This window comes from Bartonella sp. B12(2025) (genome assembly GCF_053795135.1).
The window spans coordinates 931,410-951,388 of the sequence record NZ_CP200031.1 but is presented as its reverse complement, the minus strand read 5'-3'; the positions used below and the strand labels follow the sequence as shown (position 1 = coordinate 951,388).

Genomic DNA, 19,979 nt, shown 5'->3' with positions numbered 1-19,979 from the left:
TTCCCCCAGAGGTTGTCTACAGTATTTTATCTTTTGCGTCAAAAATTTAACAAGATCATGATAATTTCTTGTGCAGGATGCTTAAGGGGAGAGATTTGAATCGTATTTTTATGAACTTTACAATTTCTATTTTCTATAATCAGTAGAATCGGACATAATGCTTATATGAAAACCTACCTTGATCTTTTGTCTCATGTTTTAAATCAGGGGATTGATCGTGCAGATCGAACCGGTGTTGGAACGCGATCGGTTTTTGGGTATCAGATGCGATTTGATTTACAGGTTGGATTTCCATTGTTAACAACAAAGAAACTGCATTTACGTTCGATTATTTATGAGCTTTTATGGTTCCTTAAAGGTGATACAAATATCGCATGGTTGAAGGAACACGGTGTGTCAATTTGGGATGAGTGGGCTGATGAAAAAGGGAATCTTGGTCCTATTTACGGTTATCAATGGCGTTCTTGGCCAGCTCCTGATGGACGACGTATTGATCAAATTGGTGATCTTTTGACTATGATTAAGAAAACACCTGATTCTCGTCGCTTGATTGTATCAGCGTGGAATCCTGCATTGATAGAGGAAATGGCTCTACCACCTTGTCATTGTCTTTTTCAATTTTACGTTGCTGATGATAAATTATCTTGCCAACTTTATCAACGTTCAGCGGATATTTTTTTAGGTGTTCCGTTTAATATTGCTTCCTATGCGTTATTAACAATGATGATTGCACAAGTGAGCGGTCTTAAAGTAGGTGATTTTATTCACACTCTCGGTGATGCTCATCTTTATTCTAATCATTTTGAACAGGCTAAACATCAGCTGTCTCGTATACCAAATGCTTTGCCGTTTATGCGTATAAATCCAGCGGTAACAGATCTTTTTTCTTTTAAATTTGAGGATTTCGAATTGCTTAATTATGAAGCGCAGCCACATATCAAGGCACCAGTAGCAATATGAGTTTTCCGGTTTATTTAATTGCAGCTGTTGCAAAAAATGGTGTTATCGGTCGTGAAGGTACCATGCCGTGGCATTTGTCGACGGATTTGCAACGCTTTAAGGCTTTGACTTTCGGTAATCCCATTATTATGGGGCGGAAGACTTGGGATTCTCTCGGACGTCCTTTACCAGGGCGCACGAATATTGTCATTACCCGCAATCGTGCTTTCACAGCTGAAGGCGCTGTTATTACTCATTCTTTATCTCAGGCTTGTTCTATTGCAAAAAAGGTGGCTTCTCAAAATGATGCAGAGGCAGTTTTTATTATTGGTGGTGGTGAAATTTTTCAACAAGGATTCAATATTGCTGATAAAATATTCCTTACAGAAGTCTTAGCTTCCATTGAAGGTGACAGTTTTTTCCCTGTTTTTGATAAAGAAAAGTGGACTATTGTGCAAACACAATATATTCCAGAAGGAGATAAAGACAGTCATCCAACATGTTTTGTGGTTTATGAGCGGAAATAATCGTTCGTAATTAAGTAGAAAGAGCCTGTCAGTTACATTGTAATCAGATGAGAGGCGTCCTATAAAGTCAAGTGAATGGTTGGTATTTGATTAATGGTAATCAGTTAAAGAGGTGATAATGCCCTGGACGAATCAAAATGGTGGTGGCCCGTGGAGTGGCGATAAAAATAAACTCGGTGGTGACAAAAAAACACCAGCTAAGAACTTCTTTGGTTCTGGTGGCAATAATGGTGGTGACAATGGTCCAAATCTTGATGATATTTTGCGTAAAGGGCAGGATCAGTTTAAACAATTTGGTAGAGGTGGACTTTTTGTTTTGTTGCTTCTGTTTGCTGTGTTTTTTTGGCTGTATCAGTCTATTTATATTGTTCAGCAAAATGAACAAGCTGTGGAGTTGCGTTTTGGTGTGCCTAAGGCAGGAACTATCGGTGATGGCTTGCATTTTCACTTTTGGCCAATTGAGACCTATATGAAGGTTCCTTTGACGGAAAAAACAATCGCGATTGGTGGTCAGCCCGGACAGAGACAACAAAGTGAAGGTTTGATGCTTTCAAGTGATCAGAATATTGTTAATGTCAATTTTTCTGTTTACTATCGAATTTCATATCCAAGTCAATTTTTATTCAATGTGAATGATCAAGAAGGGACAGTTCGTCAGGTTGCTGAGAGTGCAATGCGTGAAGTTATTGGCTCAAGGCCAGTTGATGATGTTTTACGCGATAAGAAAGAAGAAGTTGCTAATGACGTTAGAAAAATTATCCAGTTGACTGTAGATAAATATCAACTTGGTGTTGGAATAAGCCGTGTGTCTATCAGTGAAGCTGCTCCTCCTACAAAGGTTGCTGCTGCGTTTAATTCTGTTCAGCAGGCAGAGCAGGAACGTGGGCGAATGATTGAAGAGGGGAATCGTGTGCGCTTTACTAAGATTGGTTTAGCGAATGGTGAGGCTTCACGCACACGGGAAATCGCAAAGGGTGAGAAGGCACAAATGGTTGAAGAGGCAAGAGGGCGTGCTGAGCGTTTTCAGGCTATAGCTCGTGAGGCTGCAATTTCACCAGAGGCTACTCGTTACCGTCTTTATATGGAGACGATGGGGTATGTTCTCTCTTCACCAAATAAGTTGGTTCTTGATCAAATAAATTCTCCGGCGGTGCCCTATTTACCTTTGAATGAATTGCTACGCAGCAATTCATTAGAAAACACGAAAAAGACATCGGTACGCTCTACATCGCTATTGGATTCTCGTATTTCTGGAGGGCGCTAATTATGCAGCAGTCTCGTTTCTTGTTTATATTTAGTACTATAGTGCTTATTTTGATGGCTTTGTGGATGTCTATTTTTATTGTCTATCCTCGCCAACAAGTGGCAATTAAGCGTTTTGGGCAAATTGTTAAAGTAGAGTCTAGTCCTGGGATCTATTTGAAAGTACCCTTTATGGATAAAATGATTGTTGTTGATAACCGGTTATTGCGTTACGATGTTCCTACACAGTCTGTACAGGTTCGTGGTGGTGCTTATTATGAAGTGGATGCGTTCTTTATTTATCGTATTACGGATCCTAAGTTGTTTTTGCAGCGCATTGCTTCTGGGCGTCCGCAAGTTGCTGCGCGTGAAAATCTTGCACCGCGTTTTATTGATGCTTTGCGTGCCGTTTATGGTAAGCGAGAATTTAAGGCAGCTTTATCAGATGAACGGGGGGCCATGATGGCTGAAGTACAGCGGCAGTTTTCTGTAGATGCAGGTTCGCTGGGTATTACCATTGTTGATGTGCGTATTCGCAAAACCGATTTAACTGATGCTGTTTCAGAAGATGTATATCGGCAAATGGCAGCTGAGCGTGAGGCAGCCGCGGAAAATATTCGTGCTCGTGGTCAGCAGGAGCGAGATCGTATTGTGGCGGAAGCTAATCGTGAATACGAAGAGATTGTCGCAGTCGCAAAGCGTGATGCTGAAATTACCCGTGGTGAAGGTCAGGCTGAAAGTATTCGCCTTTTATTGAATGCGAGAGAGATTAATCCATCCTTTTACGATTTTTGGTTAGCGATGGAACAGTATAAAAATTTGAAACGTGTTCCGATGGTAATTTCACCAAAAGAGGATTTCTTTTTCTATTTCCGCAATCCATTACAAGAGAAGAGGAAACTTTCGTCAACTTCGTCAACAATGAATCCCAACCTCAGTAAAATTGATCCAAAAGTTGGGAGAGAGTAGATGAAAAAGTGGATTGAGGATACGAGCTTTTGCATGAGAAGTATGGTTCGTGGTCGCTTTCTTTTACAGTGGAGGTGGTAGAATGTTGAGCCATACTGATTTGCATAGATAAATTTAGTGAGGTTACTTTGCAGCATTTTGTTAAAGGCATGTCATGGGTAGAAGTGTCATAAGTAAAAATACGTCTTTGAAGATCTTTGCTACAAGAGTTGTTGTCTGTGTGGTTTTGTTTTTATCAGGATCAATCAGTTTGTCTTGGGGGGAGGGGACAAAAAATACGCTGCTTTCTGTTCCTGATTTAGCTGCTGAACTTTTGGAGACGGTTGTGAATATTTCTACAGCGCAGACTGTCGATGGAACCGAACAGGATGAATATACTTCGGTGCCCGTTATCCCAAAAGATTCATTGTTGCAAGAATATTTTAGTGATTTTTTTACACCCAAAGATGGTCAAAAAGGTAGTCAGTTTCAAAAGGTACGTTCTTTGGGATCTGGTTTTGTCATTGATGCACAAAGAGGGCTTATTGTTACAAATTACCATGTTATCGTTGACGCTGACGATATTGAAGTTAATTTTACCGATGGTACAAAACTAAAAGCAAAGCTACTTGGAAAGGATAGCAAAACTGATTTGGCACTGCTCCAAGTGGATGCAGGAAGTAAAAAATTAAAAGCTGTACGTTTTGGTGATTCAGAAAAAGCACGTATTGGCGATTGGGTCATGGCTATCGGGAATCCTTATGGTTTTGGTGGAAGTGTAACGGTTGGTATTATTTCTGCACGAAATCGTGATCTTAATGCCGGTCCTTATGATAATTTTATTCAGACAGATGCAGCGATTAATCGAGGCAACTCTGGCGGCCCGTTATTTGATAGAAATGGTGAGGTGATTGGGATTAATACAGCAATTATTTCGCCTTCTGGAGGGTCTATTGGTATTGGTTTTGCTATACCGTCGGACATGGCTCTTTCTGTTATTAATCAGTTGCGTGACTTTGGAGAAATAAGGCGCGGTTGGTTGGCTATTCGTATTCAACCAGTGACAGAAGATATTGCAGAAAGTTTGAAACTAGATAACGCTGTAGGGGCATTGGTTGCTGGTAAAATAGAACATGCTGATGTAGATAATAGCCAATTGCAGGATGGAGATGTTATTCTTTTCTTTGGAAATACCAAAATTAAGCATGCGCGCGATTTGCCGCGTTTAGTAGCGGAAAGTTCAGAAGGAAAAGTGGTGGATGTTACTGTTCTGCGGAATGGACAGAAAAAAACAGTAAAAGTTAAACTTGGACGTTTGATTGAGACAGATGCAAATGAAAATACAGAAAAAGAATCCAATGACGAAAAAAGCAGTGCTGTATCAAAAAGCGTGACGATGCAATTTATGGGAATGACATTATCTGAGCTTACAGAGGATTTGCGTCATCGTTATTCAATTACAGATAAACTTCGAGGGCTGGTGGTGACATCTGTTGCACAAAATAGTGCGGCGGATAAAAAACGTATTCGCATTGGTGAAGTAATTGTTGATATAAATCAAAGTTCTGTCACAACAATTGATGAGGCTAAAAAACGTATTCATAAATTGCGTGAAGCTGGACGCAAAAATGCTCTATTCATTGTTGCTCGACCAGATGGAGAGATACGGCTGGTCACAATCCTAATTGATTGATGCTTTTGAATGTGTGTTTAATCATTTATATTTTGTTATCGCTATAAAACTATGCGATAGGTGGCTGTTTGCTCTCTTCAGTTTTCAAAATAGCGATTATATAAAAAGATTAATATCAGAGTTAGTGGTTTTGGGCAGTGCTGTGTCTTTCTTTATGATTGATGAAAAAAATAATTGTAAGAAAATGAGAGCTTGAAGAAAGTAATTTACTGGGCGCTTTATAAAACAGAATATCATCTATTTTATATAAAAAGATAAAGCTGTTTGAATATATGCGTTAAGCTAATTTTTTAAAGGATGAGAATTATCATAAGTACTTTCTCTGTGTTAAGTATAGAGGTTCTGCTTGTGTTTTCGTTTGAAGAGCTTACTCTACGATAATGTAGATGAAATACAGAGTTTTTGGGGTTGGTCATGCGTGTTGCAATAAGTTGTTGATTGATGAACATAGGAGATTGCTATTCATGACACAGAGAACGATTACCTTAATAGCGGGGCCAACTGCAAGTGGAAAGTCAGCGCTTGCCTTACAAATGGCTCAAGAAAGAAATGCTCTCATCATTAACGCTGATTCAATGCAGGTTTATGATGTTTTAAGTATTTTAACGGCACGGCCGACAAAAACGGATACTATAATTGTTCCACACTATCTCTATGGTTATGTGAGTCCTACTCTGAATTATTCAGTAGGGCAATGGTTACGGGATGTTGAGAAGCTGTTGACTACATTTACGTCGAAATCACTTATTTTTGTTGGTGGAACAGGGCTTTATTTTCGTGCTCTTTTAGGGGGGATTTCAAAAATCCCTCATATTCCAGATGCCGTGCGACAGAAATGGAGACTTCGATTTGATAAAGAGGGAGCTGAAATTCTTTATCGTCAGTTGTTGCAGGTTGATGCTGTTCTCGCTGAGAAAATTTCTCCGCAAGATGGCCAGCGTATTATACGTGCTTTAGAAGTTTATGATGCAACTGATAAGAAACTAAGTTGGTGGCAGAAGCAAAAAACACCCTCCTTAATTGCGTCGAATTGTTTAGAAAAAGTTCTTCTCATTCCACCACGTCAATTGCTTTATGAACGTATTCATAAGCGTTTGGACTCTATGATTGAAAGAGGGGCTTTAGAAGAGGTAATTGCCATGAAAAAGCTTATGCTTTCCCCTTTGTTACCAGCGATGAAGGCTATTGGTATACCTGAATTGATAGCTTATTTGGATGGATATAGAAGTTTTGAAAATGCTCTTGAAACGGTGAAAATACAAACGAGAAGGTATGCAAAAAGGCAAATGACATGGTTTCGTAATCAATTTGATGGAGAATGGATGGTTATTTCTTGATACAAGAGCCAAAAGATTTGCAAAGTAATTTAAGAAAGAGAGTTGTGAATGTAAATTTTTAGGGAGTATAATTTTTTATTGACGAATGATGGCAATGGAATTAGAAGCCCTTTTAGGAAATGTTACTCCTGTATATTTCGTGCATTGGAATAAGGGGAATAATCATACAATATATGCTTTTGTGTGTAATGGGCTCCTTCTGGGAGCTTTTTTGTTGTGCTGTCAAGTAGGTGAGTGGGAAAAATGACAAATCATCCAAAAATGCAAGAGAGTACGGACGAAAAAATAATGTTAGGCGCTGAAATAGTGATTCAAGCTCTTATTGACCAAGGGGTTAAACATCTCTTTGGTTATCCTGGTGGGGCTGTTCTTCCTATTTTTGATGCTATTTATCAACAAGATTCAATTCAGCATATTTTAGTGCGGCACGAACAAGCAGCTGGTCATGCTGCTGAAGGCTATGCACGGAGTACAGGAAAGGTAGGCGTTATGCTTGTGACTTCTGGTCCAGGTGCAACTAATGCTGTGACACCTTTGCAAGATGCATTAATGGATTCTATCCCTATTGTTTGTTTTTCCGGTCAGGTACCGACAACAGTGATCGGAAAAAGCGGTTTTCAAGAGGCTGATACGACTGGTATTACAAAACCCTGTACTAAATATAATTGTTTGGTTAAAAATGTAAATGATCTTGCGGCAATTATTCATGAAGCCTTCTATATTGCTCAATCAGGACGTCCAGGGCCAGTTTTGGTTGATATTCCTAAGGATATTCAATTTGCTTCAGGTATTTATAGAGCGCCTCAAGTTCCGACACTTCAGCGTTCTTTTCCGCAGTTAAAAGATAATACTAAGGATATCGAAAGCGCTGTCTCTCTTTTAACAGAAGCAAAACGTCCTATTATTTATTCTGGTGGTGGTGTTATTTCATCGGGTTTTAAAGCTGTACAGCTTTTGCGTGATTTGGTTCAATTGGGAGATTTCCCGATCACTTCAACATTAATGGGACTTGGTGCTTATCCTGCTTCTGGAAAAAATTGGCTTGGAATGCTTGGAATGCATGGAACCTATGAAGCTAATATGGCCATGCATGATTGTGATGTTATGTTAGCTGTTGGTGCACGGTTTGATGATCGTATCACTGGGAGGGTTGATGCATTTGCTCCTTATGCGCGCATTATCCATATTGATATTGATCCTTCTTCTATCAATAAGATCGTAAAAGTGGAGGTTCCACTTATTGGCGATGTGGTTGATGTTTTAGAAAATATAAATCGACGTTTGCATATGCAGAAACCAATGTTTAAGAGCGAAAGTCGTGAGGCGTGGTGGAGACAAATTAATCGCTGGAAAGCTCGTAATTCACTAGCATATGCTGAGAGAAAAGATGTCATTATGCCACAATATGCTCTTGAACAGCTTTATGCTCTTACCAAAGACGCAAATGCTTATATCACAACCGATGTTGGACAGCATCAGATGTGGACTGCACAGTATTATCGCTTTGATGAGCCAAAACATTGGATGACTTCTGGTGGTCTTGGAACTATGGGGTATGGTCTTCCTGCTGCTATCGGTGTTCAAATAGCTCATCCTGGTGCTCTTGTTTTATGTATTTCTGGTGATGCTTCAATTCAGATGAGTATTCAAGAGCTCGCAACAGCAGTTCAGCATAACACACCAGTGAAAGTTTTTATTTTAAATAATCAATATATGGGTATGGTTCGGCAGTGGCAGAAATTGCTGCATGGCAATCGTCTTTCTCATTCTTATACGGAATCAATGCCTGACTTTGTAAAATTGGCACAAGCGTATGGAGCGATTGGTATACGCTGTTCAAAACCAGATGAACTTGATGATAAAATTCAGCAAATGATTGACTGTGATAAGCCAGTTCTCTTTGATTGTCGTGTTAATAATTTAGAAAACTGTTTTCCCATGATCCTATCTGGGTGTGCGCATAATGATATGCTGTTGCCTGATGAGGCTAATGATGAAGTAGTTGCAAATGCTATTTCTTCTGATGGACGGATTTTGGTATAAAATTAATTATGTTAACCAAATAATTAATGGATTTTATGGTTGTTTGATTCTTTGGAGTTTTTTGCTTCTATCCTTAATTTTTTTATGATTTGTGCTCTTTGTATAAAGAGATTGTATATTGCCATCTGTCTAGCTAAAAGGTTTTTTTGGGGTTGTGATACTTTTGTATCTGAATTAGCAGAACGAGTAGCTGCTAATTTTCTTAATTCATGTGATTGATTACTTTAAAATTCCAGCCGTATTATAAGCCCTTCTAACAGATTGCCAGCTTGCCTTGGCTTAGTTTTTTACCTTCTTTAGCATAAGTGAATATTTTATTGCTGATGGCATCAATTTTAAGGGATTCTGTTAGTTCAAGGCAAAGAAAATGGGAAGAAAGATATCTGTTTGTCATTTGCTTTTTCTATCTTAAGAATGAATGGTATTATCTTTTACATCTTTCCAATCAATTCGTACCGCATCACTACGATGCAAGCTTGTATACAGAAGTGCGTCAATTCAGATATGTTTATAAGTAGCGATAAACCATCGTTGATAATATTTTTCTATGCTTTTTTGTCCAATCTGGAAATTCATCTTTATTTTAAGAGATAGTTTTTTAATTCCTAATGCTGGATTATTTTCTAGAAGTTCTTGTTCAATTACTCAATTAAAAAGACTATTGGGTGTTTTTAAAAAATTTTGAGCAGTTGTTGGCGTTTTTTTGTATCGTTCAACTCCCGCTGTGATATGTGATTTTTGTTTCTTTGTATAATGTTATGGTGTAGGAAATTTTTATTGGAATGAGTTTTCTATACCTTTAGCAAAGCTATGCTCATTGGTTCTATTAAAATACTGTTTTAGTAGCCATGCAAATAAATTTTCAATAAGTTTTCTTAGCTTAGATTTTAGTGGGGATGAGCTCTTGTAATTCAGCAAGCGCGCTTCTTTGTAGTTATTAACAAACTTTTACGTTCTGTAGGTTCTATGCGCTCTATGTCGTGGTTTAGACATGGCAACTTCATATCTTAGAGAGTAAAGCTTCGTAATATTCATCCTTTTGTTTTTTGGCTTCATTTAAAATGCGTGCAATATTATTGATTGCGTTATGGTAGGGGGTGATACATTATGTCTTTTTTCCTTAATGTAGAGGCAATCTCCTTGTAGCGTGAATCATCACGCATTTTTGGGAAGATGTTATGAGAGGGTAGATGTGCCTAGGAGGTATAGGTGCCCCATAGTGTTAAGCGGTTTTTATCAAGATCTTTTTTGTTTTTTGTTCTACTTTCTCCACAAAAACTTCGATAGCTTTATTGATGATGTTTAATTTATTCCTCATCATAGTAGATGTATTTTACTTTAATAATTTTTTATCTCTCAACATGACGCAGTAAAAGCGTATATGTGAGTTGTTTTAATTTTACTGTATGTATTTTTGTGCGTTTTTTGCTGTAGAATAAAGAGGATATTTTGCTCAACAAGTATGAAATCTTATCAAGAAGGTTGATACAAATTTTGCATGGATGAAAAATTTAGATTATTGAAATATTTTGTACGAAAATGATTGCTAAAATGGTTGATAATTGCGCTGTGAAAGTGGTTAGATGGCTACATATCAGAAATTCTTAACGACAAAAATTTCGTGATAGTGGTTTTGTTTTCAAAACGCTTGCTCTTTTTATACGAATCTTATTTTGATAAACTATGCAGTTTTCGCCGGAACAGGATAATGCATTGAAGGCTGTTTCCGCGTGGTTGAGGGATGGGCGTTCTCCTATTTTTCGTCTCTTTGGCTATGCAGGAACAGGAAAGACGACGCTTGCGCGTTATTTTGCGGAAACAGTTGATGGCTCTGTCCAATTTGCTGCGTTTACGGGTAAAGCGGCACAAGTTTTGCGTTCTAAAGGTGCGAGTAACGCTTGTACTATTCATTCGCTGATTTATTGTCCACGTGGAGAAGAAGAAGTTTCCGATGAAGTAACGGGAAAAAAATCTATTGCACCGACATTCGCATTGAATCGGAAGAGTTTGGCTGCGCAAGCTAAGCTTATAATTGTTGATGAGTGTTCGATGGTAGATGAACAATTGGCACGTGATTTAATGAGCTTTCGGACGCCAATTCTTGTTCTTGGTGATCCAGGTCAGTTGCCTCCTATATCAGGAGGTGGCTTTTTTTCTAATGGTGCACCGGATTTTCTTCTTTCAGAAATTCATCGGCAAGCGCGTGATAATCCGATTGTTCGTTTAGCTATGGATGTGCGTGAGGGACGAGATATTGCTTATGGTGATTATGGGGCAGCCTGCGTTGTTACACGTAAAGAGGTGGATCAACAATTAGTTTTGGATGCTGATCAAGTTTTGGTAGGGGTTAATCGAACACGCCATCTTTATAATAAACGTTTGCGTGAACTGAAGGGGTTTACAGCAGATTATCCACAAGCGGGAGATAAACTTGTGTGTTTGCGCAACGATCCCGCTAAAGGTTTGTTGAATGGCTCTTTATGGAAAGTGATGACTTCACAGAAGGAAACTGTTAAACCGGGAATTAATCTTCTCGTTAAACCAGAAGAAAGCGAGCGTGGAGTGGCGAAGATTAAGCTTTTAAAAGCAGTGTTTGAGAACCCTCATAATGAGATTTCATGGCAATTAAAAAAAAGATATGATGATTTTGATTATGGATATGCATTAACTGTTCATAAAGCGCAAGGATCTCAATGGAACAATGTAGTTTTATTTGATGAAAGCTTTGCATTTCGTGACATGTATGCGCGTTGGCTTTATACGGGGATTACGCGTGCAGCAGAGCATCTAACAATCGTTAGATAGAGAAAATTTATTCTCTTGGATTATCTTAGTGAATGTACCTTTTTTCTGTCTTTGGAACTATACACGAAAATAGGAGAGTGCATGGCAGTAAAACTTTCGGTGAATCTTAATGCTGTTGCCGTTTTGCGCAATCGGCGTAACCTTCCGTGGCCCAATATTAAGAGTATCGGGCATATAGCGCTTACAGCTGGTGCTGCGGGTTTGACGGTTCATCCGCGACCTGATGAAAGACATATTCGTTTTACTGATTTGCCAGACATACATTCTTTAATCAATAGCACATTTCCTACTGCTGAATTTAATATCGAAGGTTATCCAAGTGGTACATTTTTGGATATAGCAGAAAACTATGCAGATCAGATTACTCTTGTTCCTGATGATCCCGCTCAGTCCACTTCTGATCATGGTTGGAATTTTGCTCACAATGCAGAATTCTTAGCACCTATCATTCAGCGTTTGAAAGAAAAAAAAATTCGTGTATCATTATTCGCTGATCCCACTGTAGACGGTCTTGATATTGCTAAAGCGATTGGAGCTGATCGTGTGGAGTTTTATACTGGACCCTACGGTGGCGCGTTTAAAGATAAGATAAAACAGGATCAAGAATTAAATAAACTTGTTTTAGCAGCAAAAAGAGCTAAAGAGCTGAAGTTAGGTATTAATGCAGGACATGATCTGACAATTACAAATCTTCCTGCTCTTGTCAGTCGTGTTCCTTGGCTTGATGAAGTTTCCATTGGTCATGGGCTTATTGCTGATGCGTTAGAATATGGAATGCATAACACTGTTCAGCGCTTTATCCGCTCTATACAATTGGGAAGATAAACTTTTATAAAGCTTTGTCAGTTTAAAACAATTGATAACAAGTTTCACCATATTAGTCTGCGGAGGGAAAGGGGCTATGGCTAATGCTTTGTAGCTTTTGTGAAACCTACTTTAAAGAAACAGAAAATTAGCGGTCGACTTAATTAGGAATATAAGATTTGTATAAGCTTTCTAGAATATTTAAAAAAACTTTTAGATTTGTGGTTGCAATGATTAATAAGGATAATTATGAAGAAGGTGCAAATTTTTATGGTTTTTAAGAAGCGATTGCTTGGGAGCTTTTTAAAAAGAAGAATGCTTGAAAAACTGCACTATATTGATCTTTATGGATACTTTTCTGTGACTTTTTAAATACAAATTTGTTACAACAAAAATACTAGACCTCACGTATAACGGGATTGCTAGAGTTGAGGGTCATACGAAAATCTTTTTTATCATGTAAGAAGTAAAATTGAATTTTTGTTCTCAAGTATAAAAACTACTACTCTTATTTTATAATTTTTCTTGCTATCTATTTTGATTTGGTTCATGTTGAAAAAATTGCACAGTATATCTTAAATTTAAGAATACGATGGTTTGTTATGCAGAAAAAACAGAATATTAGTAGTTGTGTTTTTTTAGAAGTATTTTTTGTACAATATATCGTTTTGTAGAGCAGAAGCTAAAGTTTACTTGGAAATCTGGATATGTTTTGGGAAGGTTTTGGGGCCATAGCTTTCTGTATGCAATATATAAATTTTAAAAGATTATTTAATTGCTGTGTTATTATGAGAGATATTTTTGTTATTTATGGTGTGTGATGCACTTCAGGTAGCTTTTTACTTTCCATTAAATAAAAATAATCTGAAATTCAGTTTAAATGTAGAGAGAAGGAAGTATTTTTATGCGTGTTTATTATGATCGTGATGCGGATGTTAATTTGATTAAAGGGAAAAAAGTGGCCATTGTTGGTTATGGTTCACAAGGGCGTGCGCATGCTTTAAATTTGAAAGATTTCGGTGTTCAAAATGTGCAAATTGCTTTACGTCCAGGGTCGGAAACAGCTAAAAAGGCTACTGTAGATGGTTTTAAGGTTGTTAGTGTTTCTGAAGCAGCAAAATGGGCAGATCTCATCATGATGGCAACACCAGATGAATTGCAAGCTGACATTTACAAAGAGCATATTCATAATCATTTACGTGATGGGGCAGTAATTGCTTTTGCACATGGTTTGAGTATTCATTTTGGCTTAATTGAACCTAAAAAAACAGTTGATGTCGTGATGATTGCTCCTAAAGGTCCAGGTCATATAGTTCGCAATGAATATCAACGTGGTTGTGGCGTTCCTTGCTTAATTGCGGTTGCACAAGATGCCTCAGGGCATGCCAATGATGTAGCATTATCATATGCTTGTGGTCTTGGTGGTGGACGTGCTGGGGTGATTGAAACAACATTTAAAGAAGAGTGTGAAACTGATCTTTTTGGTGAACAAGCTGTTCTTTGTGGTGGTCTTGTTGAGTTGATTAGAGCAGGTTATGAAACATTAACGCAAGCGGGCTATGCACCGGAAATGGCTTATTTTGAGTGTTTACATGAGGTTAAAATGGTTGTTGATCTCATGTATGAAGGTGGCATTGCAAATATGAATTATTCGATTTCTAATACAGCTGAATGGGGCGAATACACGTCTGGTCCACGTGTGATTACGGATCAAACAAGAGCAGAAATGAAACGCATTTTGAAGGATATTCAGACGGGTAAATTTACATCAGATTGGATTCAAGAATATAAAGCTGGTGCTGCTCATTTTAAAAGTATGCGGCGTTTAAATGATAGCCACCCTATTGAAGAAGTTGGCAAAAAACTCCGTTCTATGATGCCTTGGATAAAATCTAATGCTTTGGTTGATAAAGAGCGTAATTGAAGTTTATATAAGATATGATGTAAATAGTTTTTATGTTTTATATGTAAACATAAAAAAAGGGTAACTAAAGTTACCCTTTTTTATAAGCTTTATTTTTCAGTTTTTTGCTTTTGCAAATTCTTTTTTCCAAAAAGAAAATATACGATTCCTAAAAATACAAACCACGTTGGAGTGTATTCTAAAGCCACTGCAGTATCGGCTTCTAATGACAGTAAATAAATAATGAATGCAAAAAAGATTAGAAGAATCCAACACATAAAAACACCTCCCGGCATTTTGTAAGTAGATACAGCATGTTGAAGAGGATAGTTGCGACGATAGACAATATAGCTGATCAAAATGACAGACCATACAAATATAAACAAAATTGCAGCGATAGTGGTAACGATTGTAAAGGCACCTATGATTGTTGGAGATAACGATAAAACTGCATAACCTAACAAGATACATAAACACGAGAAGAGTAATGCATTGGCCGGAACGCGGTTGCTGGAAAGTTTTCCTAAAAATTTAGGAGCACCTTTTTGCGTTGCGAGTCCGTATATCATACGACTGGTAGAAAAAATGCCACTATTTGCGGAAGATGCGGCAGCTGTGAGAACGACAAAGTTCATCAAACCAGCAGCAGTTGGAATACCAACAAGTGCATACATCGTTACAAATGGGCTTTTTTCTGGAATGATTTGATTCCAAGGGGTGACTGACATAATCACAATAAGAGAGAAAATATAAAAGAATACAATGCGGATTGGTATTGAGTTGACTGCTTTTGGCAAGGCTTGTTGAGGTTCTTTTACCTCAGCAGCAGCTGTTCCAGCGAGTTCGATACCAACAAAGGCAAAAATAACAATTTGAAATCCGGCAAAAAATCCTGTAATTCCCCGTGGAAAAATATTGCCACCGTTCCATACGTTGCTAAGGGAGGCAATCGTGCCATTTGGAGAGCTAAAACCGGTAAAGATCATGTAAAATCCCACAATAATTAATACTAAAATTGCTACGATTTTGATAAGACCAAACCAAAATTCAAGTTCGCCAAATAATTTTACAGCTACAAGATTCAATATTAAAAAGGACGCAAGACTGATTAGAACAGGAATCCACGAATTGAGTTCAGGCCACCAAAAGTGTGTATAACTGACAATAGCAATAACTTCGGCAGTCCCAGTTACAACCCAACATAACCAATATGTCCAGCCGATGAAGAATCCGACACTTGGCCCTAGCAAATCGGTTGAGAAATCAATAAAAGATCGATACTGTGTATTAGAAAGTAATAATTCTCCCATCGCTCGCATTACAAAGTATAGAGCAGAACCGATGATAGCATAAACTAGTAAGATTGAAGGGCCTGCAACGCTAATTGTTTTCCCTGACCCCATGAAGAGGCCTGTTCCAATCGCTCCACCGAGGGCTATAAGTTGTACATGACGGTTATCTAGTCCACGTTGTAATTTCTTCTTAGGACTTTTTTTAAAATTTTGTTCGTTCATTTTTGGGAAGTTCCCCTTAATTATTTAAGATAAAAATTACGCTAAAAAAAGGTAATCCCTTGTATCAGAACATGATATGGATAAGGAGTAAAGAATTTTTTTTATGTCTTCATGTGAACAAAGAAAAAGTATATGAATCAATAAGAGTATACTACTTCTTCGCGCTGAAATAATGTAATAGAGATTTGAGCATGGAGTTTTAAGCCTTGGATGACTGATGAATTGTGTATGGGAAAATACACAGTGATTAGATAATCACTCTTGAGTTTCAAATGGCTGTAAGGATCTGTGGGAGCTGTCTGTAAGTTATGACAAAATGAGACAAAATTGAATTACATTGTTTATTTATATAAATAAGTGAAACAATTGTTTCAGACGTTATAGTAGGGGAGGAATTTTGATTTTTTGTCAGATGGAGTGCAGATATTGTTTTCTTTAAAAAATTCTAATGGCAGAAATTTCGAAATGATTTCTTTACGGATAGCTATCATTACAATAAAAAATTTTTATTTAATTTCCAGAAGGATAGCGTTAATTGGTGTTGAGAATTGGTCTGTAATTAAATTTGTATTACTTTACTGAAGCGTCATTGTGATGAACGCTTCAGTAAAGTAATGTTATAATGTTCAAAATATCTCATTTATGTTTATTTTGTGTAAATGGAAGATAGTTACTTTTTGCATAAAGGAAGTGAGAGACATTGCGTTTTTTATCCCAAAGTTGTGAATAAGAATTCTATTCAGATGCTTACATAATTTGGTAAAATCTTATGAGAGATTTGTATTGAACATAGAAAATATCTTTAAGCTATAGCAGAGTAATGCAGTGTAACTGCAGCACTTTTTTTCTATAGAGATTATAAAAAATTTGTTTCCATTAGTATGGAAAAAATAATAAAGCAATATGATTTAGATCAAGAGATAGAGGCTCTTTTAAGAAGAGAGACGGATGTTTATTGCAAAAGTTTCAAAATAATTTTTTTGAAACTTTTAATTATAACACTATTAGTATATTTGTTAAAAAGTAATATTACCTACAAAGTCATTGTATATGCAAGGGAAAAGCTTTTATTATTGTAGTTTCATAGTGGGTTTTGTGCTCAGTGTGAAAAGGTAAAATTAGATAGAAGTACGTGATAACTCATTGTTTTTACGTATATTTTTTTACATTTAACTGCCTTGTTTGTCAAATTGGACTTTGACAGAAAAAAGCCTAAAAAGAGCATAAAATCCCCAAAAACCAATATTTTATGACAAAAAACACAGCAGATTTTAAAAATTCTTTGAAGATTTTTAAAAAGCTTTGAAATTCCAGAAAGACGCCTTTGAAAGGTCTTAAAAAAATAAACAAAGAATAAAGCTGACCTCTAGCATCAATCTTCTGCAAGAAAAAAGATTTTCCTATCAGTTTTTTATTGTAGATTACTTTTAGGTCATATTTTGCGTGGTTATCATATGTGCTGTTACAGCTTTGGGAAGAGGTTTGGTAAAAACTTTGTCTTTATGACGCTTTAGATAAAATTTAATACCTTTGGTTAATAAAAAGCGTGATTGAAGTTTGCAGGGAACTCTCCATAAAAAGCTGATTCTTTAATATATAAAAGGGGTAAGTTTTCCCCCTTTTATAATATGCTTTTCATGTACAGACTTTATTGATTATCTTTAGTTATTTTTTTCCTGACAAATATAAAATATGTTATTCCTAAGAAAATAAACCATAATATACCACATTTTAAAGCTATTAAAGTATCAGGTTCTAATGTCAACAAAAAGATCATGAAAGCAAAGAAAGCTAAAATAATCCAACACGTGATAACGCCTCCTGGCATTTTATAGGTGGATTCAGCATGTTGCATAGGGCGATTGCGACGATACACAATATAACTAACCGAAATTACAGAGCATACGAATATAAATGAGATTGCTGAAATGCTGCTCACAATTGTAAAAGCACTCATGATGCTTGGAGATAGCGATGTAATTGCGTATCCTAATAAAATACATAAGCAAGAAAAGATTAAGGCATTTGCTGGAACATGGTTGTTAGAAAGTTTTCCTAACAATTTAGGAGCACCTTTTTGCGTTGCAAGCCCATATATCATACGGCTGGTAGAAAAAATACCACTATTTGCCGAAGATGCAGCCGATGTGAGAACAACAAAATTCACCAAACCAGCAGCTATCGGAATGCCAGCAAGCCAAAACATCGCGACAAAAGGACTTTTATCTGGAATCACTTGATTCCAAGGTGTAACTGACATAATCACAACGAGAGAAAAGATATAAAAGAGTACAATACGAATAGGTATTGAGTTAATTGCTTTTGGTAGAACTTTTTTAGGTTCTTTGACTTCAGCAGCAGTCGTTCCAGCAATTTCTATACCAACAAAAGAAAAAATGGCAATTTGAAATCCAGCAAAGAAACCTGTAATTCCCCGAGGGAAAATATTCCCGCCGTTCCATACGTGAGCGAGAGATGCAACAGTCCCATTTGGAGAGGTAAAGCCAGTCATGATCATATAAAATCCAACAACGATTAATGCCAGAATTGCTATGACTTTTATGAGACCAAACCAAAATTCGAGCTCACCGAATAGCTTTACGGCTACGAGGTTCAAGGCTAAAAAGAAGATAATGCAAGAAAAAACAATAGCCCATGGATTAAGTGTTGGCCACCAAAAGTGTATATAAGTAATGATTGCAATGATATCTGCGGCCCCAGTTACAACCCAGCTCAACCAATAGCTCCAGCCGATAAAAAAAGCAATTCCTGGTCCTAGAAGATCGGTGGAAAAATCAACAAGAGATCGGTATTGTGGGTTAGAAAGTAGTAATTCTCCCATAGAGCGCATTACAAGGTATAGAACACAACCGATAATGGCGTAAACTAGTATGATTGAAGGGCCTGCTACGCTGATTGTTTTTCCTGATCCCATGAAGAGTCCTGTTCCAATAGCACCACCAATGGCTATAAGCTGTACATGGCGGTTAGCTAGTCCACGTTGCAGTTTCTGCCGAGGGTTACCTTCTAAATTTTGTTTAAAGTTCATCTTTTTGCGTTTTCCTTTAATTATTTAGGATTAAAATACACTGGAGAAGACAATGCCTCTCTATCGAAGCATGATATGAGTGAGGAGTAAAGAAGGAAAACGTTTTTTATGATTTTATGTGGATAAAGAAAAAGAATATGAAACTGATAAGGATTTAGTATTTCATTTTTAAATTAACGTAACAGATATTTGAATACAGAGTTTAGGTTATCGCTGAGATGACTGATAAATGGCTGATAAAAAGACTTAGTATTATTATAATAATCACTCTTAAGTTGTCTTAAACAGTCAAGAAACTGCTTATAACGGCAAATTCTACCCGTATTAACAAGTACTGTATTTGTTTTAGATGCGATAGTGGAGAGGGATTTTGATTGAATATAGTAAAAAGTAATAACTTTACTTAAGAAAAAATCTCCAATAGCAAAAAAATTAAAGATATTCATAAAAATACTCTGGTTTTGCAAGTTAAAGTGCATACACAAAATGTACTTTACTGTACTTTTTATTAATTAATTTATTATGAAATAACCTATATATGTACAGTTTTCGGTGTTCTTGAAAACATTTCTTCGTCAAATCTTAAGTGGTGTCCTATTTAGAAATTTTCCGCCTATATGGAATACTCCCCTTTAATACATACGATTTTCTCCTAAAATTTTTGTGATAGTACCGTTTTGAAATTGTTCTTGGTGCGGGAATATTCACAAGGGTAATCTGTTGGTATTGTTAGTGACCATGGCATTTATTTCATTCGCTGTGGTTTTTCTCTACTTCGCTTTCGAATGAAAGATCTTGGACTATAGAAAAATCATCAAATGTAAGATGTTACATAACAAATAAATTTTATTTGCTATGCTGTTGAAAAAGCTAGTGGCACGATTTGTGAGGGAGCAGAAGTCACCGTAGAGATGGTTGTTATGAAAGGATGATACGGTAAGAACGGTTCTAAGTGGAAGATAATGCTTGACTAGATAGGTCGTCACTGTACCACAGCATTCTTGGTGCATTTCTATGGGCCACATCTCTTGAATGGAATATATACCAAAGATGAAGTGTTAGATTTTCCAGCTGATAAACATAAAGTTATTATAGTGAAAATGGAGGAAAAAGGAAGCGAAACTAGTCAATAAAAATCAAATGTCCTAAAGATATATAGAGTGCTTTAAAAAAGA

Annotated in this window: 12 protein-coding genes; 10 read left to right on the top strand and 2 right to left on the bottom strand. The window is 36.9% G+C overall.

Going from position 1 to position 19,979, the window contains the following annotated elements; all coding sequences use genetic code 11:
* The first annotated feature begins 165 nt into the window (after positions 1-165).
* The 10 genes from V3564_RS04195 to ilvC all read left to right on the top strand — a co-directional run bounded on the left by V3564_RS04195 (position 166) and on the right by ilvC (position 14,262).
* Positions 166-960, top strand: coding sequence for a thymidylate synthase (locus V3564_RS04195; protein WP_455480351.1), 795 nt, complete (start codon positions 166-168; stop codon positions 958-960).
* Positions 957-1,466 carry a dihydrofolate reductase gene (locus V3564_RS04190; protein WP_455480350.1) on the top strand — a complete coding sequence of 170 codons (510 nt, stop codon included), beginning with the start codon at positions 957-959 and terminating at the stop codon, positions 1,464-1,466. Before V3564_RS04195 ends, V3564_RS04190 begins: the two co-directional genes overlap by 4 nt.
* Positions 1,467-1,584: 118 nt before the next feature.
* Positions 1,585-2,730 (top strand): FtsH protease activity modulator HflK, encoded by a 1,146-nt coding sequence (gene hflK / locus V3564_RS04185; protein ID WP_455480349.1) that lies wholly within the window; start codon positions 1,585-1,587, stop codon positions 2,728-2,730.
* 2 nt (positions 2,731-2,732) lie between these two features.
* Positions 2,733-3,677 (top strand): protease modulator HflC, encoded by a 945-nt coding sequence (gene hflC / locus V3564_RS04180; RefSeq protein ID WP_455480348.1) that lies wholly within the window; start codon positions 2,733-2,735, stop codon positions 3,675-3,677.
* Positions 3,678-3,831: 154 nt separating this feature from the next.
* Entirely contained in the window at positions 3,832-5,349 is a 1,518-nt protein-coding gene (locus tag V3564_RS04175; RefSeq protein ID WP_455480347.1) for a Do family serine endopeptidase, read from the top strand.
* 464 nt (positions 5,350-5,813) lie between these two features.
* Positions 5,814-6,686 carry a tRNA (adenosine(37)-N6)-dimethylallyltransferase MiaA gene (gene miaA / locus V3564_RS04170; protein ID WP_455480346.1) on the top strand — a complete coding sequence of 291 codons (873 nt, stop codon included), beginning with the start codon at positions 5,814-5,816 and terminating at the stop codon, positions 6,684-6,686.
* Positions 6,687-6,929: 243 nt separating this feature from the next.
* Positions 6,930-8,729, top strand: coding sequence for an acetolactate synthase 3 large subunit (locus V3564_RS04165; RefSeq protein ID WP_455480345.1), 1,800 nt, complete (start codon positions 6,930-6,932; stop codon positions 8,727-8,729).
* Between the two features lie 1,683 nt (positions 8,730-10,412).
* Complete coding sequence (locus V3564_RS04160; protein ID WP_455480344.1) at positions 10,413-11,534, top strand: ATP-dependent DNA helicase; 1,122 nt, start codon at positions 10,413-10,415, stop codon at positions 11,532-11,534.
* Positions 11,535-11,615: 81 nt separating this feature from the next.
* Positions 11,616-12,359, top strand: a complete 744-nt coding sequence (locus V3564_RS04155) for a pyridoxine 5'-phosphate synthase (protein WP_455480343.1) — start codon at positions 11,616-11,618, stop codon at positions 12,357-12,359.
* Between the two features lie 883 nt (positions 12,360-13,242).
* Complete coding sequence (gene ilvC, locus V3564_RS04150; protein WP_455480342.1) at positions 13,243-14,262, top strand: ketol-acid reductoisomerase; 1,020 nt, start codon at positions 13,243-13,245, stop codon at positions 14,260-14,262.
* Positions 14,263-14,351: 89 nt separating this feature from the next.
* On the opposite strand, the gene V3564_RS04145 is transcribed toward ilvC, so the two are convergent.
* Together V3564_RS04145 and V3564_RS04140 are read right to left on the bottom strand one after the other, a co-directional pair.
* Positions 14,352-15,755 carry an amino acid permease gene (locus V3564_RS04145; RefSeq protein WP_455480341.1) on the bottom strand — a complete coding sequence of 468 codons (1,404 nt, stop codon included), beginning with the start codon at positions 15,753-15,755 and terminating at the stop codon, positions 14,352-14,354.
* A 1,648-nt stretch (positions 15,756-17,403) separates the two neighbouring features.
* Entirely contained in the window at positions 17,404-18,804 is a 1,401-nt protein-coding gene (locus tag V3564_RS04140; RefSeq protein WP_455480340.1) for an amino acid permease, read from the bottom strand.
* Between the last annotated feature and the right edge of the window lie 1,175 nt (positions 18,805-19,979).

Excerpts from the sequence above, each read along its gene's own strand:
- V3564_RS04190 (WP_455480350.1), top strand. The coding sequence starts at position 957 with ATGAGTTTTCCGGTTTATTTAATTGCAGCTGTTGCAAAAAATGGTGTT.
- V3564_RS04145 (WP_455480341.1), bottom strand. The coding sequence starts at position 15,755 with ATGAACGAACAAAATTTTAAAAAAAGTCCTAAGAAGAAATTACAACGT.
- V3564_RS04175 (WP_455480347.1), top strand. The coding sequence starts at position 3,832 with ATGGGTAGAAGTGTCATAAGTAAAAATACGTCTTTGAAGATCTTTGCT.
- V3564_RS04140 (WP_455480340.1), bottom strand. The coding sequence starts at position 18,804 with ATGAACTTTAAACAAAATTTAGAAGGTAACCCTCGGCAGAAACTGCAA.
- miaA (WP_455480346.1), top strand. The coding sequence starts at position 5,814 with ATGACACAGAGAACGATTACCTTAATAGCGGGGCCAACTGCAAGTGGA.
- hflK (WP_455480349.1), top strand. The coding sequence starts at position 1,585 with ATGCCCTGGACGAATCAAAATGGTGGTGGCCCGTGGAGTGGCGATAAA.
- ilvC (WP_455480342.1), top strand. The coding sequence starts at position 13,243 with ATGCGTGTTTATTATGATCGTGATGCGGATGTTAATTTGATTAAAGGG.
- V3564_RS04165 (WP_455480345.1), top strand. The coding sequence starts at position 6,930 with ATGACAAATCATCCAAAAATGCAAGAGAGTACGGACGAAAAAATAATG.
- V3564_RS04155 (WP_455480343.1), top strand. The coding sequence starts at position 11,616 with ATGGCAGTAAAACTTTCGGTGAATCTTAATGCTGTTGCCGTTTTGCGC.
- V3564_RS04195 (WP_455480351.1), top strand. The coding sequence starts at position 166 with ATGAAAACCTACCTTGATCTTTTGTCTCATGTTTTAAATCAGGGGATT.
- hflC (WP_455480348.1), top strand. The coding sequence starts at position 2,733 with ATGCAGCAGTCTCGTTTCTTGTTTATATTTAGTACTATAGTGCTTATT.
- V3564_RS04160 (WP_455480344.1), top strand. The coding sequence starts at position 10,413 with ATGCAGTTTTCGCCGGAACAGGATAATGCATTGAAGGCTGTTTCCGCG.